Below are 18,435 nucleotides of genomic sequence, written 5' to 3' on the forward strand. Positions count from 1 at the left end.
ACCCTATTGGGTGCATGTTTTTTTATATAGATGTTGCATTTGTGCGTACAAAATTATAAAATGTAAGCACGATAATAACAATAGGAGATATTATATGGATTATAGAGGAATTATAGAATCAAAACTAGAACAAAATAATGGTATACTTTCAAGTCGTGATATTAAAGCTCTTAATATTCCTTCCATATACCTAACTAGAATGGTAAATGAGGGGATACTTAATCGTGTAAGTCGAGGTATTTATTTAAGCACAAAAGGTGATTATGATGAATACTATCTCTTTCAAAAACAATATGGAGTGCCTATTTTTTCATATGCATCAGCCCTGTATTTACATCAATTTACAGATGATATTTATCCGGCACTAGAGGTAACTGTGTATCGAGGGTATAATATTCATAGAATTAACAACGTGAATCTCGTACATTATGTTACGAAAGATATATATGAATTAGGTATCACAGAGTGTAAAACGGTATATGGTAATATTGTCAAAACCTATGATTTAGAACGGACCTTATGTGATTTCATTAAAAATAGAAATAAGATCGATACTGAATTATTTTCTAAAACTTTACATAGGTATATGCGTTATAAAAATCGAAATCTAAATCGTTTATACGATTACGCTAAGAAAATGAAGATATATGATAAGGTTAAAAGTATTTTGGAGGTTATCTATGAATAAGGATAAACTGAAAGCTTTATGTCATAAACTATCGAAAGAGTCTGGACTGCCTTTTAATATGATACAAACACATTATTTTTTAGAGCGGATACTAGAGCAAATATCATCTAGTTGTGAATGTGAGAATTTTATATTTAAAGGTGGTTTTTTACTATCAAATGTTATTGGTATACGGCAGCGAAGTACATTAGATATTGATTTTGTTATTCGGCAATTTCCACTGACAGAAGAAGTATTGTTAGTGAAATTCCAGTCTATACTATTGAACTCATCATCGGATATTAAATATTCAATACAGCGAATAGAACCAATTCGTGAATCTGATGAGTATGGAGGCTATAGACTAACAATACTCTGTCAATTAGAAAATATTAGACAAGTTATTCCTTTAGATATAGCTACAGGTGATCCGATTACACCAGAAGCTATAAGATATTCCTATAAGAGCATTTTTGATGAAAGTGAATTTAATATTTGTGCATATAATGTAGAAACTATGTTAGCAGAAAAACTACAGACCATATGTGAGCGGGGTGTATTTAATAGTCGATGTAAAGACTTTTACGACGTATTTATGATTTATAGTACATTAAATGACAGTATAGATTATAAGTTGTTACATGCTGCCTGTGTAAAAACATTTGCATATAGGAATACTTCATTTAATAAGGAAACATTTGAGGATGTTCTTATGATGTTAAGAAATGATGATGATTTACATTCATCGTGGCTAAGATATCAAAAACGTTCACCTTACGCTGTAGAAATTACTTTTGATAAAACATTAGATGTATTTGAACGGATTATTGAATGTATGGGATTATAAAAGAAATTTTTTTTAAGAGGGAAAGAGGGGGAGGTGATACTATGTGCTTTTGATTTAGAAATTATGAAAATAATTTTGGGAATAGGTAATCCTAAATTTTTAATGAAGTTATAAAAAAAATACTTGTCAGAATAGTAGTCCGATGATATAATAATTTTCGTTGCAGAGAGGTACTCATAACTGAGTAAAACTCAGCAAAAGTAGTGGTTGACATCAACTACCGGGTTTGCTATAATTAGCAAGTAATTAATGACGGGGCATAGCGCAGTTTGGTAGCGCACCTGGCTTGGGACCAGGGGGTCGCAGGTTCGAATCCTGCTGCTCCGACCATTTTTTATTTTGCGGGTGTAGCTCAATGGTAGAGCCCCAGCCTTCCAAGCTGGTCGCGAGGGTTCGATTCCCTTCACCCGCTCCATTTTTTTTTGCCTTTTTTAGGGTGAACGAAAAATGACGTCATTAGTTGACGATACATCTTACATAATTTATACTATAATAGATAATTACATATAAAGGTAATCCACATGGTTCAGTAGCTCAGTTGGATAGAGCAACGGCCTTCTAAGCCGTGGGTCGGGGGTTCGAATCCCTCCTGGATCACCAAAGAATTAAGCGGATAGCTCGTAATGGGCTATCCGCTTTTGCATTGCTATTTTAAATTAGAACAGGCCTGTACTAATTTGAAGGGCCTTATGTATAGGTCTTATTAGAAATAGAACAGGCCTGTACTAATTTGAAGGGCCCTATATATAGGTCTTGTTGGAAATAGAACAGGTGTGTATTAATTTGCAGGACCCTATATATGTGCCTTGTTAAGAATAGAACAGGCCTGTACTAATTTGAAGGGCCCTATGTATAGGTCTTGTTAGAAATAGAACAGGCGTGTACTAATTTGAAGGGCCCTATGTATAGGTCTCGTTAGAAATAAAACAGGCCTGTACTAATTTGTAGAACCCTATGTATCTCTGTCGAATTACAAATTCGTATCAATCTCTACAGTATTCTCCCGCAACCATTGTGCTAGTTCTGTATTTGTCATATTACCTGCGGCAATATCGATAATCATGTTTTCTACGTCTTGTTGTGTTGCCGTAATATCGAATCCATTGATAATTAAATACACATACATGCTATGCAATGCTGTTCGTTTATTTCCATCCGTAAAAGGATGATTGTTGGCTAAGCCATAACATAATTGTGCCGCTTTGTCGTAGATGGATGGGTATAGATCGTTCTCCATAAAGGTTTGAAAGGGGGTATAGACAGCTGATGCTAATAGGTTTTCATCGCGTACGCCTGGTGAAAGGACAAATGCACTTTCTAGTTGGGCGTGGAGCTCATAGATATCTTGTAAGGTGAATTGGATATTAGCTGTATTCATTTGTTCTCCAATGCTTTATAGAGTTCATAATTTCGTTTTAGTACTTGCTGGGAAATGTCTTTAATACGCTTCGCTAGTTCTTTGTTGTTAGCACTTGTCATGATAGGTGTGTTGTGGAGTGCGGTGGAATCGGTATGGGGTGAAGAATTTTGTGCCATAGTTTGATCTCCTTTGATATATTTTGACTTTTATTTCTATTATATAGGGAATAAATCAATTTAAACAATCTAATTTATAGTAAATATTTTAAAAGTTCAAATTTAATTATCTCTCACAAACCCAGTGTTTATCTATATTCTTATCATATAAATCTAATTTGTCAAAATAAAAGTCAGAAAAAGTCAAAAATCTTTACTTTGACCTATTGACTTTTTGACTTAATAAGATTATTATAATGACATAAGGTTAAAGAAACCTAGAAATAAAGCAAGAAATTAAAGAGACTTAAAAGGTCAAACAGATATACTTGTAGTAAAAAAGTGAGGTAATTTATATGAACAACAATTTCAATAACTTTGGTAGCGAATTTGGTAGCATGAATGATTTGTTTAATCAATTGATGAGTAATATGGGAGGTTATTCCACAGAAAACCGTCGTTATAAAATTAATGGTCGTGAAGTAACTCCTGAAGAGTTTGCTTATTATCGTCAAACAGGTCATTTGCCTACTAATGAAGAAATCCAAGCAGCACAAGCTGCAGCTCAACAAGGCAAAATGAAAAAGGATGGTATCCTTGCTCGTTTAGGTACGAACTTAACAGACGAAGCTCGTAATGGTAAGCTTGATCCTGTTATCGGTCGTAACAAAGAAATTCAAGAAACTGCTGAAATCTTAGCACGCCGTACAAAAAACAACCCAGTTCTAGTCGGCGATGCTGGTGTTGGTAAAACAGCTGTTGTAGAAGGCTTGGCACAAGCAATCGTAAATGGCGATGTTCCAGCAGCGATTAAAAATAAAGAAATCATTTCCATCGATATTTCCGGCTTGGAAGCTGGTACTCAATACCGTGGTTCCTTTGAAGAAAATATCCAAAATCTTATCAAAGAGGTTAAGGCTGCTGGCAATATCATCTTGTTCTTCGACGAAATCCATCAAATCTTGGGTGCTGGTTCCACAGGTGATGGTCAAGGCTCTAAAGGCTTAGCAGATATCTTGAAACCTGCTTTGTCCCGTGGTGAAATGACTGTTATCGGTGCTACTACACAAGATGAATACCGTAACACAATCATGAAAAACGCAGCACTTGCGCGTCGTTTCAATGAAGTAAAAGTCAATGCCCCATCTGCAGAAGATACTTTCAAAATTCTACAAGGCATTCGTCCATTATACGAAGCGCATCATAACATTGAATTGCCAGATGCCGTTTTGAAAGCCGCTGTAGATTATTCCGTACAATACATTCCTCAACGTAGCTTGCCAGATAAAGCCATCGACTTGATCGATGTAACAGCAGCTCACTTGGCATCTCAACATCCTGTAACTGATATTAAAACATTAGAAGCAGATATTGCAGATGCTAAAGCAAAACAAGAAGAGTTTGCTCAAAAAGAAGATTACGAATCCGCTATTAACGAAAAGATGCGTATTCAAAAATTACAAGAAGAAATCGACAAGCATACTGATAATCAAAAGGTTGTGGCTAAGGTTAACGATGTAGCGGAAGCGGTAGAACGTATGACTGGTATCCCTGTTTCTCAAATGGGTGCATCCGATATTGAACGCTTGAAAGACATGAAATCTCGTTTACAAGCTCATGTAATCGGTCAAGATAAAGCAGTAGAAGCTGTATCTAAAGCAATCCGTCGTAACCGTGCAGGCTTTGACGAAGGTAACCGTCCAATCGGTAGCTTCTTATTCGTAGGTCCTACTGGTGTTGGTAAAACAGAATTGGCCAAACAATTAGCACTTGATATGTTTGGTAACAAAGATGCTATCATCCGTTTGGATATGTCCGAATACAGTGATCGCACAGCGGTTTCTAAATTGATTGGTGCTACAGCTGGTTATGTTGGTTACGAAGATAACTCCAACACATTGACTGAACGCGTTCGTCGTAATCCATACTCCATCGTATTGTTCGACGAAATCGAAAAAGCAGACCCTCAAGTTATTACATTACTTCTTCAAGTATTGGACGATGGTCGCTTAACAGATGGTCAAGGTAACACAGTAAACTTCAAGAATACTGTTATCATTGCTACATCCAATGCAGGCTTCGGTTATGGCAGCGACAATGACGATGAAAACAAAGTCGATGTAATGGACCGCATTGCTCCATTCTTCCGTCCTGAATTCTTGAACCGTTTCAATGCTGTTATTGAATTCAATCAATTGAGTAAAGAAGATTTGAAGAAAATCGTTGATTTGATGCTCGACCAAGTTAACAAAACTTTGGCTAAAAAACAAATTACCTTAGATGTAACTGATGCAGCTAAAGATTTGTTGATGGAACAAGGTTATGACAAAACAATGGGCGCTCGTCCATTACGTCGTGTCATCGAATCTGAAATTCGCGACAATGTAACTGATTACTACTTGGATCACATCGATGCAAAACACTTGTTGGCTGATGTTGTAGATGGTCACATCGTGATCAGCGACAAGGATGCTGCTAACACATCCGATGCTAAATCCGGTGATGACAAATCTGCAGATGACAGTAAACAAGCTGATGATGCTGCATCCAAGGACAATAAATAATCGGTAGGCTATTGACCCTTTCATTGAATCCCTTACAACTCTCTCCATATACACACATATAACAATAGTCCTATTGATTGTGAAAGCACTCGACATTACGTCGAGTGCTTTTTTGCGTTATTATATGAATTTTGTATACATGACAAAAATCATTGATAACGTATCAATATATTTTGTATAATCATGTTACTATATTCTATAGAATTTAAAGGAAAGATGAAGGATATAAGGCAAATCAAGTATGTAAGTACAATCAAGCATATAAGAACGATGAAGAACGAGAGGAGCATAGTGATGTCACATTATATAGATTTAAATAGCGATTTAGGTGAAAGTTTTGGCAATTATTCATTGGGCATGGATAGTGAGGTGTTAAATCACGTCACTAGTGCCAATGTGGCTTGTGGTTGGCATGCCGGGGATCCTCTCATCATGGAGGCCACTGTTAAGATGTGCAAGGAGAAGGGCGTAGCCGTAGGGGCTCATCCGGGATATCCTGATTTGATGGGCTTTGGACGCCGCAAGATGGCGGTGAGTCCCGACGAGGCACGGGCGTATATGATCTACCAACTCGGTGCGTTGCAAGGATTTTGCAATCAGTACGATGTAGAGTTGCAGCATATGAAATTACATGGTGCTTTTTATAACATGGCGTGTGTAACGCCGGAATTAGCTGATGCGGTGTTAGATGGTTTACAAGCGGTGAATCCCAATGTTCGCGCCATGGTGCTCAGCGGTAGTTATATTGCCAAAGAGGCAGAGCGACGAGGTGTCCCTGTGATTCAAGAGGTCTTTGCAGACCGAGGCTATACAGAGGAAGGTACCTTGGTGCCTCGTACGGAAAGTGGGGCTTTCATAAAAGACCCGCAAGAGGCCTTGGAACGAGTGCTCATGATGGTGCAAGAAGGCAAGGTCGTAACGAATACGGGTAAAACAATCGATATTGCAGCCGATTCCGTATGCGTTCATGGTGATAATCCAAAAGCGATAGCTTTCACAAAGTATATTCGTGAAGGCCTCACTAAGGCAGGTGTCGTGGTAGCGAATTTTCAGAATCGATAGATTACAATCGATTGCATAAGAGTAGATAGAATCAGAATAGATAAAAGGAGTCAGTATGAAACCGATTACAGGTAAAGCGAGTTTATCTGTCCTCTTAGGGGCAGCATTTTTGATGGCCACGTCGTCCATTGGGCCAGGATTTATGTTACAAACGGCGGCGTTTACAGGCCAGTTAAAGGCGGATTTTGCGTTCGCTATTGTGGTGTCCGTTATTTTCTCCATCATTGCACAGCTCAATGTGTGGACCATCATCGGCATATCCCAAATGCGGGGCCAAGATATTGCGAATAAGGTATTGCCCGGCCTTGGTTACTTCGTAGCATTCTTGATTTCCCTTGGAGGCCTTGCGTTCAATATCGGCAATATTGGCGGTGCGTCCATGGGCCTTAACATTGTATTCGGTATCGATACGACGACGGCAGCAGCCATCAGTGGTATCTTGGGTATTCTATTATTCGCATCTCCAAAAATGGGTGGCGTTCTCGATAATACGGCGAAAGTGTTGGGCACAGTGATGCTCGTACTCATCGGTTATGTAGCGTTTTCTACTAATCCTCCTATAGCAGAGGCCGCAACCCATGCCATTGTGCCAACCAATTACCCTTGGCTAGCTACGATTACCCTTATCGGCGGTACCGTAGGTGGGTACATTACATTCTCCGGCGGCCATCGCTTGATTGATGCGGGCATTACAGGCCGTGAACATTTAAAAGATGTGCGTCGCGCTGCCTTCATGGGCATGTCCGTAGACGCCATTGTTCGTATATTGTTATTCTTGGCCGTACTTGGCGTCGTATCCATGGGCTTTGCGTTAGATCCAAAGGACCCAGCAGGTTCTGCGTTCTTACTTGGTGCTGGTGAAATCGGCCATAAATTATTCGGTATCGTATTCTTCTGCGCTGCGTTGACATCTGTTGTGGGTGCTGCCTATACATCGGTATCCTTCCTTAAAACCTTGTTCAAGGTGGTGGAACGGTATGAAAAATTGACCATCATGGCATTCATTTTCGTGTCCACATGCATTCTTATCTTTATTGGTAAACCAGCTACACTATTAATTGTGGCGGGCTCCGTGAACGGTTTGATCTTGCCTGTTACCTTAGCCGTTATGTTATTGGCAACGCGTAAGACGAATATCGTAGGGGATTATAAGCATAATCCGGTTCTGTTCTACACCGGTTGGATTGTCGTGCTTGTGACCGCTTATATCGGTGTTACATCCTTGCAAGGTATTGCAAAATTATTAGGTTAGGGGGCACGTATGAATCCCACAATTTCTCCGGTTGGGGATAGTGCTATCTCCATCGAATTTGGTCAAGTTATTGACCCTAAGATTAATCAGCGTATCCGTCAGACTGTGGCGGGTATTGAAAGCCTCCATTTAGAGGGGATTATTGAGATGGTGCCTACCTATTGTGCGCTTCTCATTCAGTATGATGCGCTGCGCTACACCTATGCTGAGCTGTGCCACATTATTGAACCTATTTGTACGCAGCCTGTCAGGGCTGATGAAAGTGAACTTCTAACGGTCGTAGAAATACCGACCGTCTATGGTGGTGAATTTGGTCCAGACCTTGGATTTGTAGCCTCTCATAATCACCTTACAGAGGCCGACGTGGTGAGCATTCATAGCGGCACGGATTACCTCGTGTACATGATGGGCTTTATCCCTGGTTTTACCTATTTAGGTGGCATGGATCCGCGCATCGCTACGCCGCGCTTGTCCTCGCCGCGGACGCATATTCCGGCAGGATCCGTAGGTATCGCGGGTGAGCAGACCGGCACCTATCCGTCGGATTCCCCTGGTGGCTGGCAAATTATAGGACGCACGCCTCTGTCCATGTACGATGCATCTCGTGAAGAGGCGGCTCTGCTTAAGGCGGGCGATTATGTGCGCTATGTTCCTATTGATGAAAGTGCGTTCCACTGTATTAAGAAATTGGGCACTTCTTTTAAGCCCGTTGTACATCATGTAAAGGTAGGTGACCTCCGTGGCGGTAAGTGAATATAAGAATGCGTCATTTGAGGTGGTTGCGCCTGGTATGATGACCACCGTGCAAGACGGAGGGCGCGTAGGCTTTCAACAATATGGTATGCCCGTAGCTGGCCCCATGGATGGTGAAAGCTATTCTATCGGACAAGCCCTTGTAGGGAATACGACCCCTGTAGGTGCTTTGGAGTGTACCGTACTCAGCCCTACGCTCAAGGTGAAAGGTACGTGTATTGTTGCTTTCACAGGTGCCGACATGAGGCCTACCATTAATAATGTAGAGGTGCCGAGGTACATTCCTTTTGTCTGTCATAACGGCGATGTCATCTCTGGCAGCTTTAGCCAATGTGGGGTGCGCATGTATATTTCATTCGCCGGAGGTATTAATGTGCCTGAAATCAACGGCAGCGTTGCGACACATACAAAAGCGAATATTGGCGGATTTGAGGGACGTCCCTTAGTGGCGGGCGACGAAGTGCGTTTAAAGGACTGCATGCGTGATACTATCATCTGCGACTATACTAGAGAATCAAATCATTTATTTAATACGGTTCTATTTAATCGGGGCGGCCGTGAATGCCATGAACCGCTGCGCGTTGTACTGGGCTCGCAAGCTAAGTACTTTACAGAAACGGGTATTCGCAATTTTAGCAGTGAACTCTATACATTGACTATTCAATGCGACCGTATGGGATTTAGATTGGATGGGGCTCCTGTTGAACACATCGATGGCGCCGATATCATCTCGGATGGCGCTGTGTTTGGATCGATTCAAGTTCCATCTGATGGCAATCCAATTATCCTCATGGCGGATCGGCAAACGACGGGGGGCTATACGAAAATCGGTACCGTTATTACCGCCGATTTGCCTAGATTGAGCCAGTTGCCTATCGGGGATGGTATTACCTTTGATATTGTATCTGTGGAAGAGGCACAAGAGATGTATAGGGCATATATGCAAAATTTGCATAGCAAAATCAACTTGGCTTCCGCACAAAGTACATTTGTATTCTCTCTAAAATATAACGCTTGATTAGCAAGTATGCATTGATGATGTCATACTCGCTATGTATATATTATTGCTGTATTTGTATATTTTAATGAATGAATATGTATATAATGAAAGACACTACTCTATTTGAGTAGTGTCTTTTTGTATATAGAGTTATCTAACCAATAAAAATATTATCTTAAAAATAAAATGGATTAGGTGCATCAAACTAAATTATAAAAATATAGTTGCATATATAAATATGAGATGAAAAATACACGTATTAAAATTAAAGTGGTATTTCTTGGTCTGTAACGCTCTATATTTCATATAAATAAATACTTATAAATATTTATTCAAAAGTAAATAATATACATCGAATAAGATGATAAATATAGATTATATCTGTTTTTAGAGTGCTTTGGAGAATTATTGGTTTTCAATTAAATATTCTAAAAGCATAGGTAATTTTATTGTTAGATACTAGTGAAATATGATAAAATTATGAAATGAGCTTTAAAATATAATGCGTATATTTTATAACATTGTGAAAATTCGAATATTAGAAAATGATTAGTAAATTATATGGTTTTGAGAGATAGTTAGTGAAAAGGAAAACGAATGAACAAGATTTTTAAAGTAATTTGGTCTAAGTCAAAACAGTGCTACATTGTAGTATCTGAAATTGCAAAGAACAAAACAGGGAAAAAGAAAATCGTAGTGGCCGGAATATTTGCGGCGTTGTCACTGATAGGTCATTTACAACCTGTTCAAGCGATAGATGGTGCTGGCGATAAAGCAGGCTTTAGTAATGCTGCTAGTGGTGTTAATTTTGATAGTACTAAAGGTATAGCTATTGGCTTAAAGAATGGTGATAAAACAAGCGCAAATGGTAATGTAGCTACGGTTGCTATTGGTGCGCATAGTAATGCCACTGGTTCATCGTCTGTTGCTATAGGCGGTGCAGTTGTTAATGGCGCTGGTGCTATTGGCCTTGGCTGGTCCACGGCAAATGGAGATAATTCGGTTGCGTTAGGAGGAACTGGTTCCACAATTGCAAATGGTAATAATGCTTTTGCGGCTAGTGGTGGTAATGCTAATGGTGAAAGTGCTATTGCTATTGGCTCTAGTGCAATTGCCGATGGTCGTGGTGGCGTTGCTGTTGGCTGGAATGCAGAGAGCAAAGTAAACGCTGTAGGTATAGGTTTTAATGCTAAGGCGAAAGCTAATAATACTATTGCTATTGGTGTTGAAGCAAATAATGATAAGGCTAATGCTATTAGTAATAACTATTCTAGTGTATCTATCGGTGTTGCAACTCGAGCTAGAGCAGTAGGCTCTATGGCAATGGGGGTTAGTGCAGATGCATCTGGTAAATACTCTATTGCCTTAGGTAGTGGGAATGTTTCTGGAGATTACACAGCTACAGCTAATTATCCTAAAGCCACTGCAGAAAAGGCTATTGCTATTGGTTATAATTCTAATAGTAGTAATACAGGAGCTACTGCCATCGGTGCAGGTGCAACTGCAAGTGGAACAGATTCCTTTGCTGGTGCTTCTGGCACAGCTGGGGGGGATTCATCTATTGCTATTGGTAAAGGGGCTAGCATAACTACACCTACCGCAGGTACTACTGTTGGTGGTCAAGACTCTATTGCTATGGGGACAGGAGCATCTGCTAATCAGCATTCATCGGTTACTATAGGGGCTGGTTCTACAAGTGATGGCGTCCGCAATATTACTATCGGTCCTAAAGCTAGTGCTTCCGGAGTTGATTCTATTGCTATAGGTAATGGTGGTGTCGGTGGCGATAAAAATAATACTGGTGTTGGTGGAAACGGAAATACTTACACTATAAATGTTAATGACATTAGTACAAATGTCTATTATGGTGTTAAGAGTGTAGATGATGGTTCTATTGCTTTTGGTAATCGTGCAAATGCAGCTAAAGGCGGTTTAGCTATTGGTACCGTATCTATTGCTGATGGTGGCATCGCAGTAGGGCAAAGTGTTTTGAGTAAAAATGGTGTTGCCATAGGTAGTGCTGTGTCGGCTACTGTTGCGAATGCAGTAGCAATGGGTAGTAAAGCAGAAGCATCAAGTGTAGGTGCTGTTGCGATTGGTGGTTATAGTGCTACAGATAAGACGAAAGCACAAGGTAATAATGCCCTTGCTATAGGCGCAAGTGCTGTTACAAATGGTAGTGAGACTATTGCGATTGGTAAAAGTGCTAATGCAAGTAATGCAAATGCAGTTGCAGTTGGTAAAAATGCAAAGGCATCAATCGCTAATTCTGTAGCTATTGGTAGTGATTCTACTACTGATACAAATGCTACAAATCAATCTAGTGCAACAATTAATGGTATTACATATAATTTTGCTGGCGCAACCTCTGATACAGGTATGCAGGTTTCTGTTGGTGCAGCAGGTAAAGAGCGCCAAATTAAGAATGTAGCGGCAGGGGAAGTATCTGCTACAAGTACAGATGCCATTAATGGTTCCCAATTATTTGCTGTTGCTAGCCAAATTAAACCTATCAATTACGTTTCTGTAAAATCATCAGCTGTTGGTAATAAAAATAATGATGGTGCTACAGGAAATGATGCTGTTGCAATTGGTCCAGGTGCTCAATCATCCGGTGATAATGGTGTTTCTTTAGGAAATGGCTCTCAAGCTAATGCTGAATCTGTAGTATCTATTGGTTATCAATCAAATTATGGAGCTCAAAATAATTCTAAATCAATAGGAATTGGTTGGGCTGCAGGGTATCAATCTAATGGAACAGAAAATGTTGATATTGGTAGAGATGCGGGACGTAAATTAACAGGTAGCAACAATGTTAGTATTGGTAAAAGTGCTGGCTCAGGTGATGTATACACTAGTGGATCCGTTTTACTAGGCCAAAGTGCTACTATTATTAATAGTACAGATAAGTCTGCGATTAATGATGTAGTGGCTATTGGTAATAACGCACAAGGTGGCGCTGCTTCCTCTGTTGCAATAGGTAAAGGTGCCAAAGCATTAGGTTTCTCTACTATTGCAATCGGTGAAAATAGTAATGCTAAAGTAAAGGTCGGTTCGGCGCCTAGTGTTGCTATAGGGCGCAATACTACTGCAAATGGTGATTATGCGATTGCTCTTGGTGGTGGTGATAACTATGGTAATTTCCAAGGGGCTAAAGCTGCTGGTGTAGGTACTACTGCTATTGGCTCGGCAACGGTGACTAAGGATGATACTAACTTCCAAACCGCAGTTGGTTTTGGAGCTACAACTGATGCAACTGAGGCGAGTGCATTTGGTCATCAGGCATCTGCTATAGCTAAAAATGCGACTGCATTAGGATCTGCTGCCTCTGCAACAGCAGAAAATGCCACAGCTCTTGGAACCGGTGCAATTGCTAAGGTAAAAGATGGCGTTGCAATAGGCTTTGGTTCTAAGGCCACTACTGATAAAGGTGTTAAAGGATACGATCCAAATGATGGTCGTACTAATAAGTATGGTGGATTAACTAATAATATACTTACCAGCACACATGCAGCGGTATCTGTTGGTGAGGGTGCTAGTGTAACTCGTCAAATTACTGGTGTAGCAGCTGGTACAAATAATACAGATGCAGTCAATGTGGCTCAATTAAAGAGCGTAAACCTTGCTTTCAGTGGCAATAGTGGCAATAATGATGTGAACCTTGCTAATGGTACATTGGCTATTAAAGGGGATACTACCTATATTACAACGACAGCAAATACAAATGGTATTACCATTGCTGGTAAAACACAGGATATTAGTGTTAATGCTAATGGAGTGGCATCAGCCAATAAAGGTATGGCTGATGCAAAAAACGTAGCGCAGTCTATTAATGATGCCATTTCTAAAAATGCATATACATGGACGGTATCTGCTAATGGTGATGCTGGTGAAAGCGTAGCAAAAAGTAATAAGGTAGACTTCAATGGTGATTCTTCTAATATTACTGTTGAACGTGCAGGTAAGAAGATTACTACCAAATTAAATAAAGATATTACTGTAGACTCTGTGAAAGCTAACAATAAGGTAACCGTAGGTACAGCAGCTAAACAGCTTGTGCTAGATGGTACAACAGGTGTAATGACGGCTGGTATTGGCACTAATGCAATTAAATTAGATGGGACCTCTGCAACTATTACGGCTGGTTCGGGGAGCAATGCGATTAGTTTAAATGGAACCAATGCACAGGCAGCATTCGGCAGTGGAACCAACGCGGTTTCTATTAATGGTACAACAGGAAGTGTAATAGGGAAAGCTTTCACAGCGGGCAGTACGACAATTAATACTACCGGTTTAACAAGTGGTACTGGCTCAAGTGCAGTTTCATTTGGTACAAATGGCATTAGTGCAGGTAATCAAGCCATTAAGCATGTATCTACTGGTGGTAGTACAGATAGTAATGCGGCTAATATTGGAGACGTTAAGCGTTATGTATCAAGTGCAACGCTTAACCTGACAGATGGAGCCAATAATAAAGGCTCTGTTCAACTTGGTGATCAATCACTCAAGGTGACAGCTGGTACAGGACTCAGGGCTACAGTAAGCGGACAAACTGTTAATATAGGTTTAACAACAGATGCTCAAAATGCCATTTCAAGTGGTATTGGATTATTAGGTAATGTTGGTAATACTGGTATAAAACAGCTAAAGGATGGAAATGCCACTTTTGATATCAAAGGTGATGGCTCTGTAGTAAAGACAACTGCATCTAATTCTGGTGTAACTATTGCGGTTGATACAGATAAATTAGCGGCTAATACCAATTTGGCATATACAGCTAATGGCGCATCTACAGCTAAGAACGTAGCTTTGTCTAAAGGGCTAAATTTTGTTAATGGTAGCAACACTATTGCAATTGTAAATGACGATGGTAAAGTATCCTTCGACCTAAATGCAGTTACTAAGAATCAAATCAATACTAATACTACTGGCGTTGCTGCTAATAAAGCTAATATTGCTACAAATGCTGCAGATATAGCCACTAATAAAAATAAGATTGCTGCAAATACAACAGATATTGCTACCAATAAAGGTAAAATTGCAACTAATACAACTAATATTGCAGCAAATACAACAGCACTTGCTCGGAATATTTCCCTTGGTGCCGATTTTGGGGCAAAATCTAGCCAGTCTTTATCTACCACAGATGTAGCCTTCAATGTGAAGGGGGCTACTGGTGATTTCATTTCTACTAAGATGAATGGCAATACTGTAGAAGTATCTACTAAACGCTCTACAATCAATAGTGATGCTAATAGTGGTGCAGCTTCTGTAACAGGTGCTGATGGTTTGGCAACTGCTAAAAATGTGGCCGATGCTATTAATAAGGCTGCAGATGCGGCTAAAGCCGGTGCGGCTTGGAATCTTACAACTAATTCTAGTACAACAGATAAAACTACAGTTAAAGGTGGAGATACCGTAAATCTTGTTAATGGCGATAATATCGTAATTACACAAGACGGCACAGATAAAAAGAAAATCACTATAGCAACCAAGAAAGATCTTATGGTTGATTCTGTTACTGCAGGTAATACAGTTATTAATACCTCTGGTTTAACAAATGGTACAACTGCCATTACAGGCACAGGTGTTACAACAGATAAAGTAACTGTTGGTGGCTTGTCTATTGATAAAACTGCTGGTATTAATGCAGGTGGTAAAGTTATCTCTAATGTAGCTAGCGGTAATGTAAATAATAATGCTACTGATGATACAAATGCTGCCACAATTGGTGATGTAAAAACTGCTGTTAATGGTTTGTCTCAAAACTTAAACATCAGTGATGGCACAAATAATAGTTCTGTAGTGCTCAAAAATCAAAAGTTAACAATTACAGGCGCGGGTGCAGCAAAAGCTACTGTTAATGGACAAACGATTACTATTGATGTAGCAGAAGGTACATTAACACCTAATATAACGGATGGTACTGTAACGGGTACTACTGGTGTAGCTAAAGCCACAGAGGTTGCTGCGGCAATTAACAATACAAATACTGTATTGGGTGATAAGATTGCAACAAACACAGCCAGCATCGCTCATACAATTGCTTTAGCCGATGATAACGGCACATCTACAACTGCTAAGTCCTTAAAGGACGGTGATGTGTCCTTTGCAGTAACGGGTGATGGCAATCTTGTGAGCACAACTGCTACAACAGCAGGTGTGAAAGTTGCTGTTGATGCGGCTAAGGTGAAAGATTTAGCTGTTTCTGCTGTAACGGTAAGTAAGGATGCGCAAGCAGATAATCCGATTACTGTAACTTCAACAGCGGGTACAAATTCTAAAGATTATGCCATCGGTATCGATACAACAAAACTTGCGGCTAAAACGGATTTAACATACCGTGCTAACAGTGCTACAGATGCTAATGCGAAGAAGGTTTCTTTATCTAAAGGTCTTAACTTCGTAGATGGTGGTTCTACAGTTGCTACTGTTGATAATGATGGTAAAGTATCCTTTGATCTTAATACAGCAACTAAGAATCAAATCACCACGAATACCACAGATATTGCTGCTAATAAAGGTAATATCACTAAAAATACAGCCGCTATTGCTACTAATACAGCAGCGTTAGCTAGAAATATCTCCCTTGGTGCAGATGCTGGCACAGCATCCAGCCAATCCTTGAGCACTGCTGATGTGGCATTTAATGTGAAAGGCGCAACAGGCGACTTTGTATCTACTAATATGAATGGTAATACGGTTGAGATTTCTACAAAGCGTGCTACGATTAACAGCAATGCTACCACAGGTGAAGCATCTGTAACTGGTAATGATGGCTTGGCAACTGCGCAAAATGTAGCTGATGCTATCAACAAAGCGGCTGATGCAGCAAAAGCAGGTGCGGCTTGGAATATTACAACGAATTCCAGCACAACTGATAAAACGGCTGTTAAAGGCGGCGATACAGTAGATCTTGTTAATGGTGATAACATCGAGATTACACAAGATGGTACAGATAAAAAGAAGATTACTGTTGCTACTAAGAAAGATATTACCGTTGATTCTGTAACAGCTAATAACAAAGTAACTGTTGGTTCTGGTGCGAATAAAATTACCTTGGATGGCACTGATGGCTCTGTAACGGGTAAAGCTTTCACAGGTACTACTTTCACAGGCACATCATTTACAGGTACATCCTTCACGGCAGGCAATACGGTTATCAATACAAACGGTTTAACGAATGGTACAACGGCCATTACAGGCACTGGTGTAACAACAGATAATGTGACTGTTGGTGGTATTTCTATTGATAAAACGGCTGGCATCAATGCTGGTAACAAGGTCATTAGCAATGTGGCTAGCGGTGGCACTACATTGACGAATGCGGCGAATATCGGCGATGTTCAAAATGCAGTGGCTAACTTATCTCAAAACCTCAATATTACTGATGGCACACATGACGGCACTGTAGACCTTAAAAACCAAAAACTTAATGTAGCTGGTGCCAATGGCGTAACGGCGACTGTTAAGGATCAAACGATTACAGTTGGTTTGGATGCTGACACAGTTAATGCTACCACTAAGGGTATTGGCCTCACTGCTGATACTGGTTCCACAGGTAATAAATACCTTAAAGATGGGGACGTATCCTTTGCCGTGACCGGTGATGGCAGTCTTGTGAGCACATCTGCTACAGCAGCAGGGGTGAAAGTTGCTATTAATTCCGCATCTATTACGGCTGGTGCAGATGGTACAATTACAGGTCCAACCAAGGATGGCGTAGCTACGGCTCAAAACGTAGCTGATGCTATCAATGCAGCTAAAAAAGCGTCTAAAACTGAAATCACTGCTAACACTGGTGAAGCAGCTAATGCAACGACAGGTAATGTGACATTAACATCTACCACAGCTGCAGATGGTCATACTATTTATGACGTAAAACTCAATGATAAGGTGACACTTGGTACTGGCGCTAACGCTGTTACAGTAGATGGTACAGCTGCAAAAGTAACTGCAGGTGTAACAACTGTTGATGGTGCAACTGGCACAATTACTACTGGTGGTACTAACTCTATTAAGGTAGATGGTGCAACTGGCACTGTAACTGGTTTGACTAATAAAGATTGGACTTCTGGTGTAACAAAAGCCGTAACAGGCCGAGCCGCAACAGAAGATCAATTACAAAAAGTAGCAGATGCTGCGTCTAGCCAAACTTGGAATATTACGGCAGATAAAGCAGGTACAACTGGTGCTCAAACAGGTACTAAGAAAAATGCTACTGTTGGCAAGGATGAAACTGTTGAATTGGTTGCAGGGGATAACCTTACAATTAATCAAGATGAACGTAAGTTTACTTATTCATTGAATAAGGATCTTGCTGGTTTGACTAGCGTATCCATTGGTACTGGTACAACTGAAACCATTAAACTTGATGGCGTAACTGGTAAAATTACTGCTAAAAATGCAGTTATCGGTGGTGTAACTGTTGATGGTGATAATAATCATGTTACTGGCTTATCTAATACAACTTGGAATGGTACAGCTACAACTGGCCGAGCTGCGACGGAAGATCAATTGAAAGCCGTAGCCGAAACAGCTAAAACGACTACCGATGCAGTTAACTTGAAATTCACTGGTGATACAAATACATCCCCTGGTGTAGTAAATCTTAAGGATGATACATTGGGTATCATAGGCGATGGTAAGTATGTATCTACTGATGCAAATGGCAAGAATTTGACTGTGAAAGTCTCTGAAGCAGAGGTTAAAAAATCTGCTGTCGCTGCCGTAACAGTCAGCACAGATACAACAGATGCTAATAATCCATTGACC

10 protein-coding genes and 3 tRNA genes are annotated in these 18,435 nt (G+C 40.1%); 11 read left to right on the forward strand and 2 right to left on the reverse strand.

The features are described 5' to 3' along the window. The first annotated feature begins 94 nt into the window (after nt 1-94). The 5 genes from HMPREF1504_RS07525 to HMPREF1504_RS07545 all read left to right on the forward strand — a co-directional run bounded on the left by HMPREF1504_RS07525 (nt 95) and on the right by HMPREF1504_RS07545 (nt 2,114). The gene (locus HMPREF1504_RS07525; RefSeq protein ID WP_005383153.1) at nt 95-688 is read left to right on the forward strand and encodes a type IV toxin-antitoxin system AbiEi family antitoxin domain-containing protein; all 594 of its coding nucleotides are present in this window, start codon (nt 95-97) and stop codon (nt 686-688) included. After that, nucleotides 681-1,514, forward strand: coding sequence for a nucleotidyl transferase AbiEii/AbiGii toxin family protein (locus HMPREF1504_RS07530; protein WP_038124834.1), 834 nt, complete (start codon nt 681-683; stop codon nt 1,512-1,514). Before HMPREF1504_RS07525 ends, HMPREF1504_RS07530 begins: the two co-directional genes overlap by 8 nt. Before the next feature lie 253 nt (nt 1,515-1,767). Beyond that, nucleotides 1,768-1,844: transfer RNA gene (locus tag HMPREF1504_RS07535), tRNA-Pro, on the forward strand. 11 nt (nt 1,845-1,855) lie between these two features. Then, nucleotides 1,856-1,929, forward strand: a tRNA-Gly gene (locus HMPREF1504_RS07540). Nucleotides 1,930-2,037: 108 nt separating this feature from the next. Next, nucleotides 2,038-2,114, forward strand: a tRNA-Arg gene (locus HMPREF1504_RS07545). Nucleotides 2,115-2,484: 370 nt separating this feature from the next. Here HMPREF1504_RS07545 and HMPREF1504_RS07550 read toward each other — a convergent pair. Both HMPREF1504_RS07550 and HMPREF1504_RS10475 read right to left on the reverse strand, forming a co-directional pair. Then, nucleotides 2,485-2,892 (reverse strand): type II toxin-antitoxin system death-on-curing family toxin, encoded by a 408-nt coding sequence (locus HMPREF1504_RS07550; RefSeq protein WP_038124837.1) that lies wholly within the window; start codon nt 2,890-2,892, stop codon nt 2,485-2,487. After that, a complete protein-coding gene (locus tag HMPREF1504_RS10475) occupies nt 2,889-3,050 on the reverse strand; it encodes a hypothetical protein (protein ID WP_198017411.1) in 162 nt (53 codons plus the stop codon). Before HMPREF1504_RS10475 ends, HMPREF1504_RS07550 begins: the two co-directional genes overlap by 4 nt. 335 nt (nt 3,051-3,385) lie before the next feature. On the opposite strand from HMPREF1504_RS10475, the gene HMPREF1504_RS07555 reads away from it, so the two are divergent. The 6 genes from HMPREF1504_RS07555 to HMPREF1504_RS07580 all read left to right on the forward strand — a co-directional run. Continuing rightward, a complete protein-coding gene (locus HMPREF1504_RS07555; protein WP_005380236.1) occupies nt 3,386-5,593 on the forward strand; it encodes an ATP-dependent Clp protease ATP-binding subunit in 2,208 nt (735 codons plus the stop codon). Nucleotides 5,594-5,887: 294 nt separating this feature from the next. After that, nucleotides 5,888-6,655 carry a LamB/YcsF family protein gene (locus HMPREF1504_RS07560; protein WP_038124839.1) on the forward strand — a complete coding sequence of 256 codons (768 nt, stop codon included), beginning with the start codon at nt 5,888-5,890 and terminating at the stop codon, nt 6,653-6,655. A gap of 55 nt (nt 6,656-6,710) precedes the next feature. Continuing rightward, complete coding sequence (locus HMPREF1504_RS07565) at nt 6,711-7,907, forward strand: NRAMP family divalent metal transporter (protein WP_038124841.1); 1,197 nt, start codon at nt 6,711-6,713, stop codon at nt 7,905-7,907. A gap of 9 nt (nt 7,908-7,916) precedes the next feature. Further along, a complete protein-coding gene (gene pxpB / locus HMPREF1504_RS07570) occupies nt 7,917-8,660 on the forward strand; it encodes a 5-oxoprolinase subunit PxpB (protein WP_038124843.1) in 744 nt (247 codons plus the stop codon). Beyond that, the gene (locus HMPREF1504_RS07575) at nt 8,647-9,678 is read left to right on the forward strand and encodes a biotin-dependent carboxyltransferase family protein (RefSeq protein ID WP_038124845.1); all 1,032 of its coding nucleotides are present in this window, start codon (nt 8,647-8,649) and stop codon (nt 9,676-9,678) included. The genes pxpB and HMPREF1504_RS07575 overlap by 14 nt, the downstream gene beginning before the upstream one ends. A 579-nt stretch (nt 9,679-10,257) precedes the next feature. Continuing rightward, a partial coding sequence (locus HMPREF1504_RS07580; protein WP_038124847.1) for an ESPR-type extended signal peptide-containing protein occupies nt 10,258-18,435 on the forward strand: 8,178 nt, incomplete at its 3' end.

This window comes from Veillonella sp. ICM51a (assembly GCF_000524355.1).
Classification (GTDB): domain Bacteria; phylum Bacillota; class Negativicutes; order Veillonellales; family Veillonellaceae; genus Veillonella; species Veillonella atypica.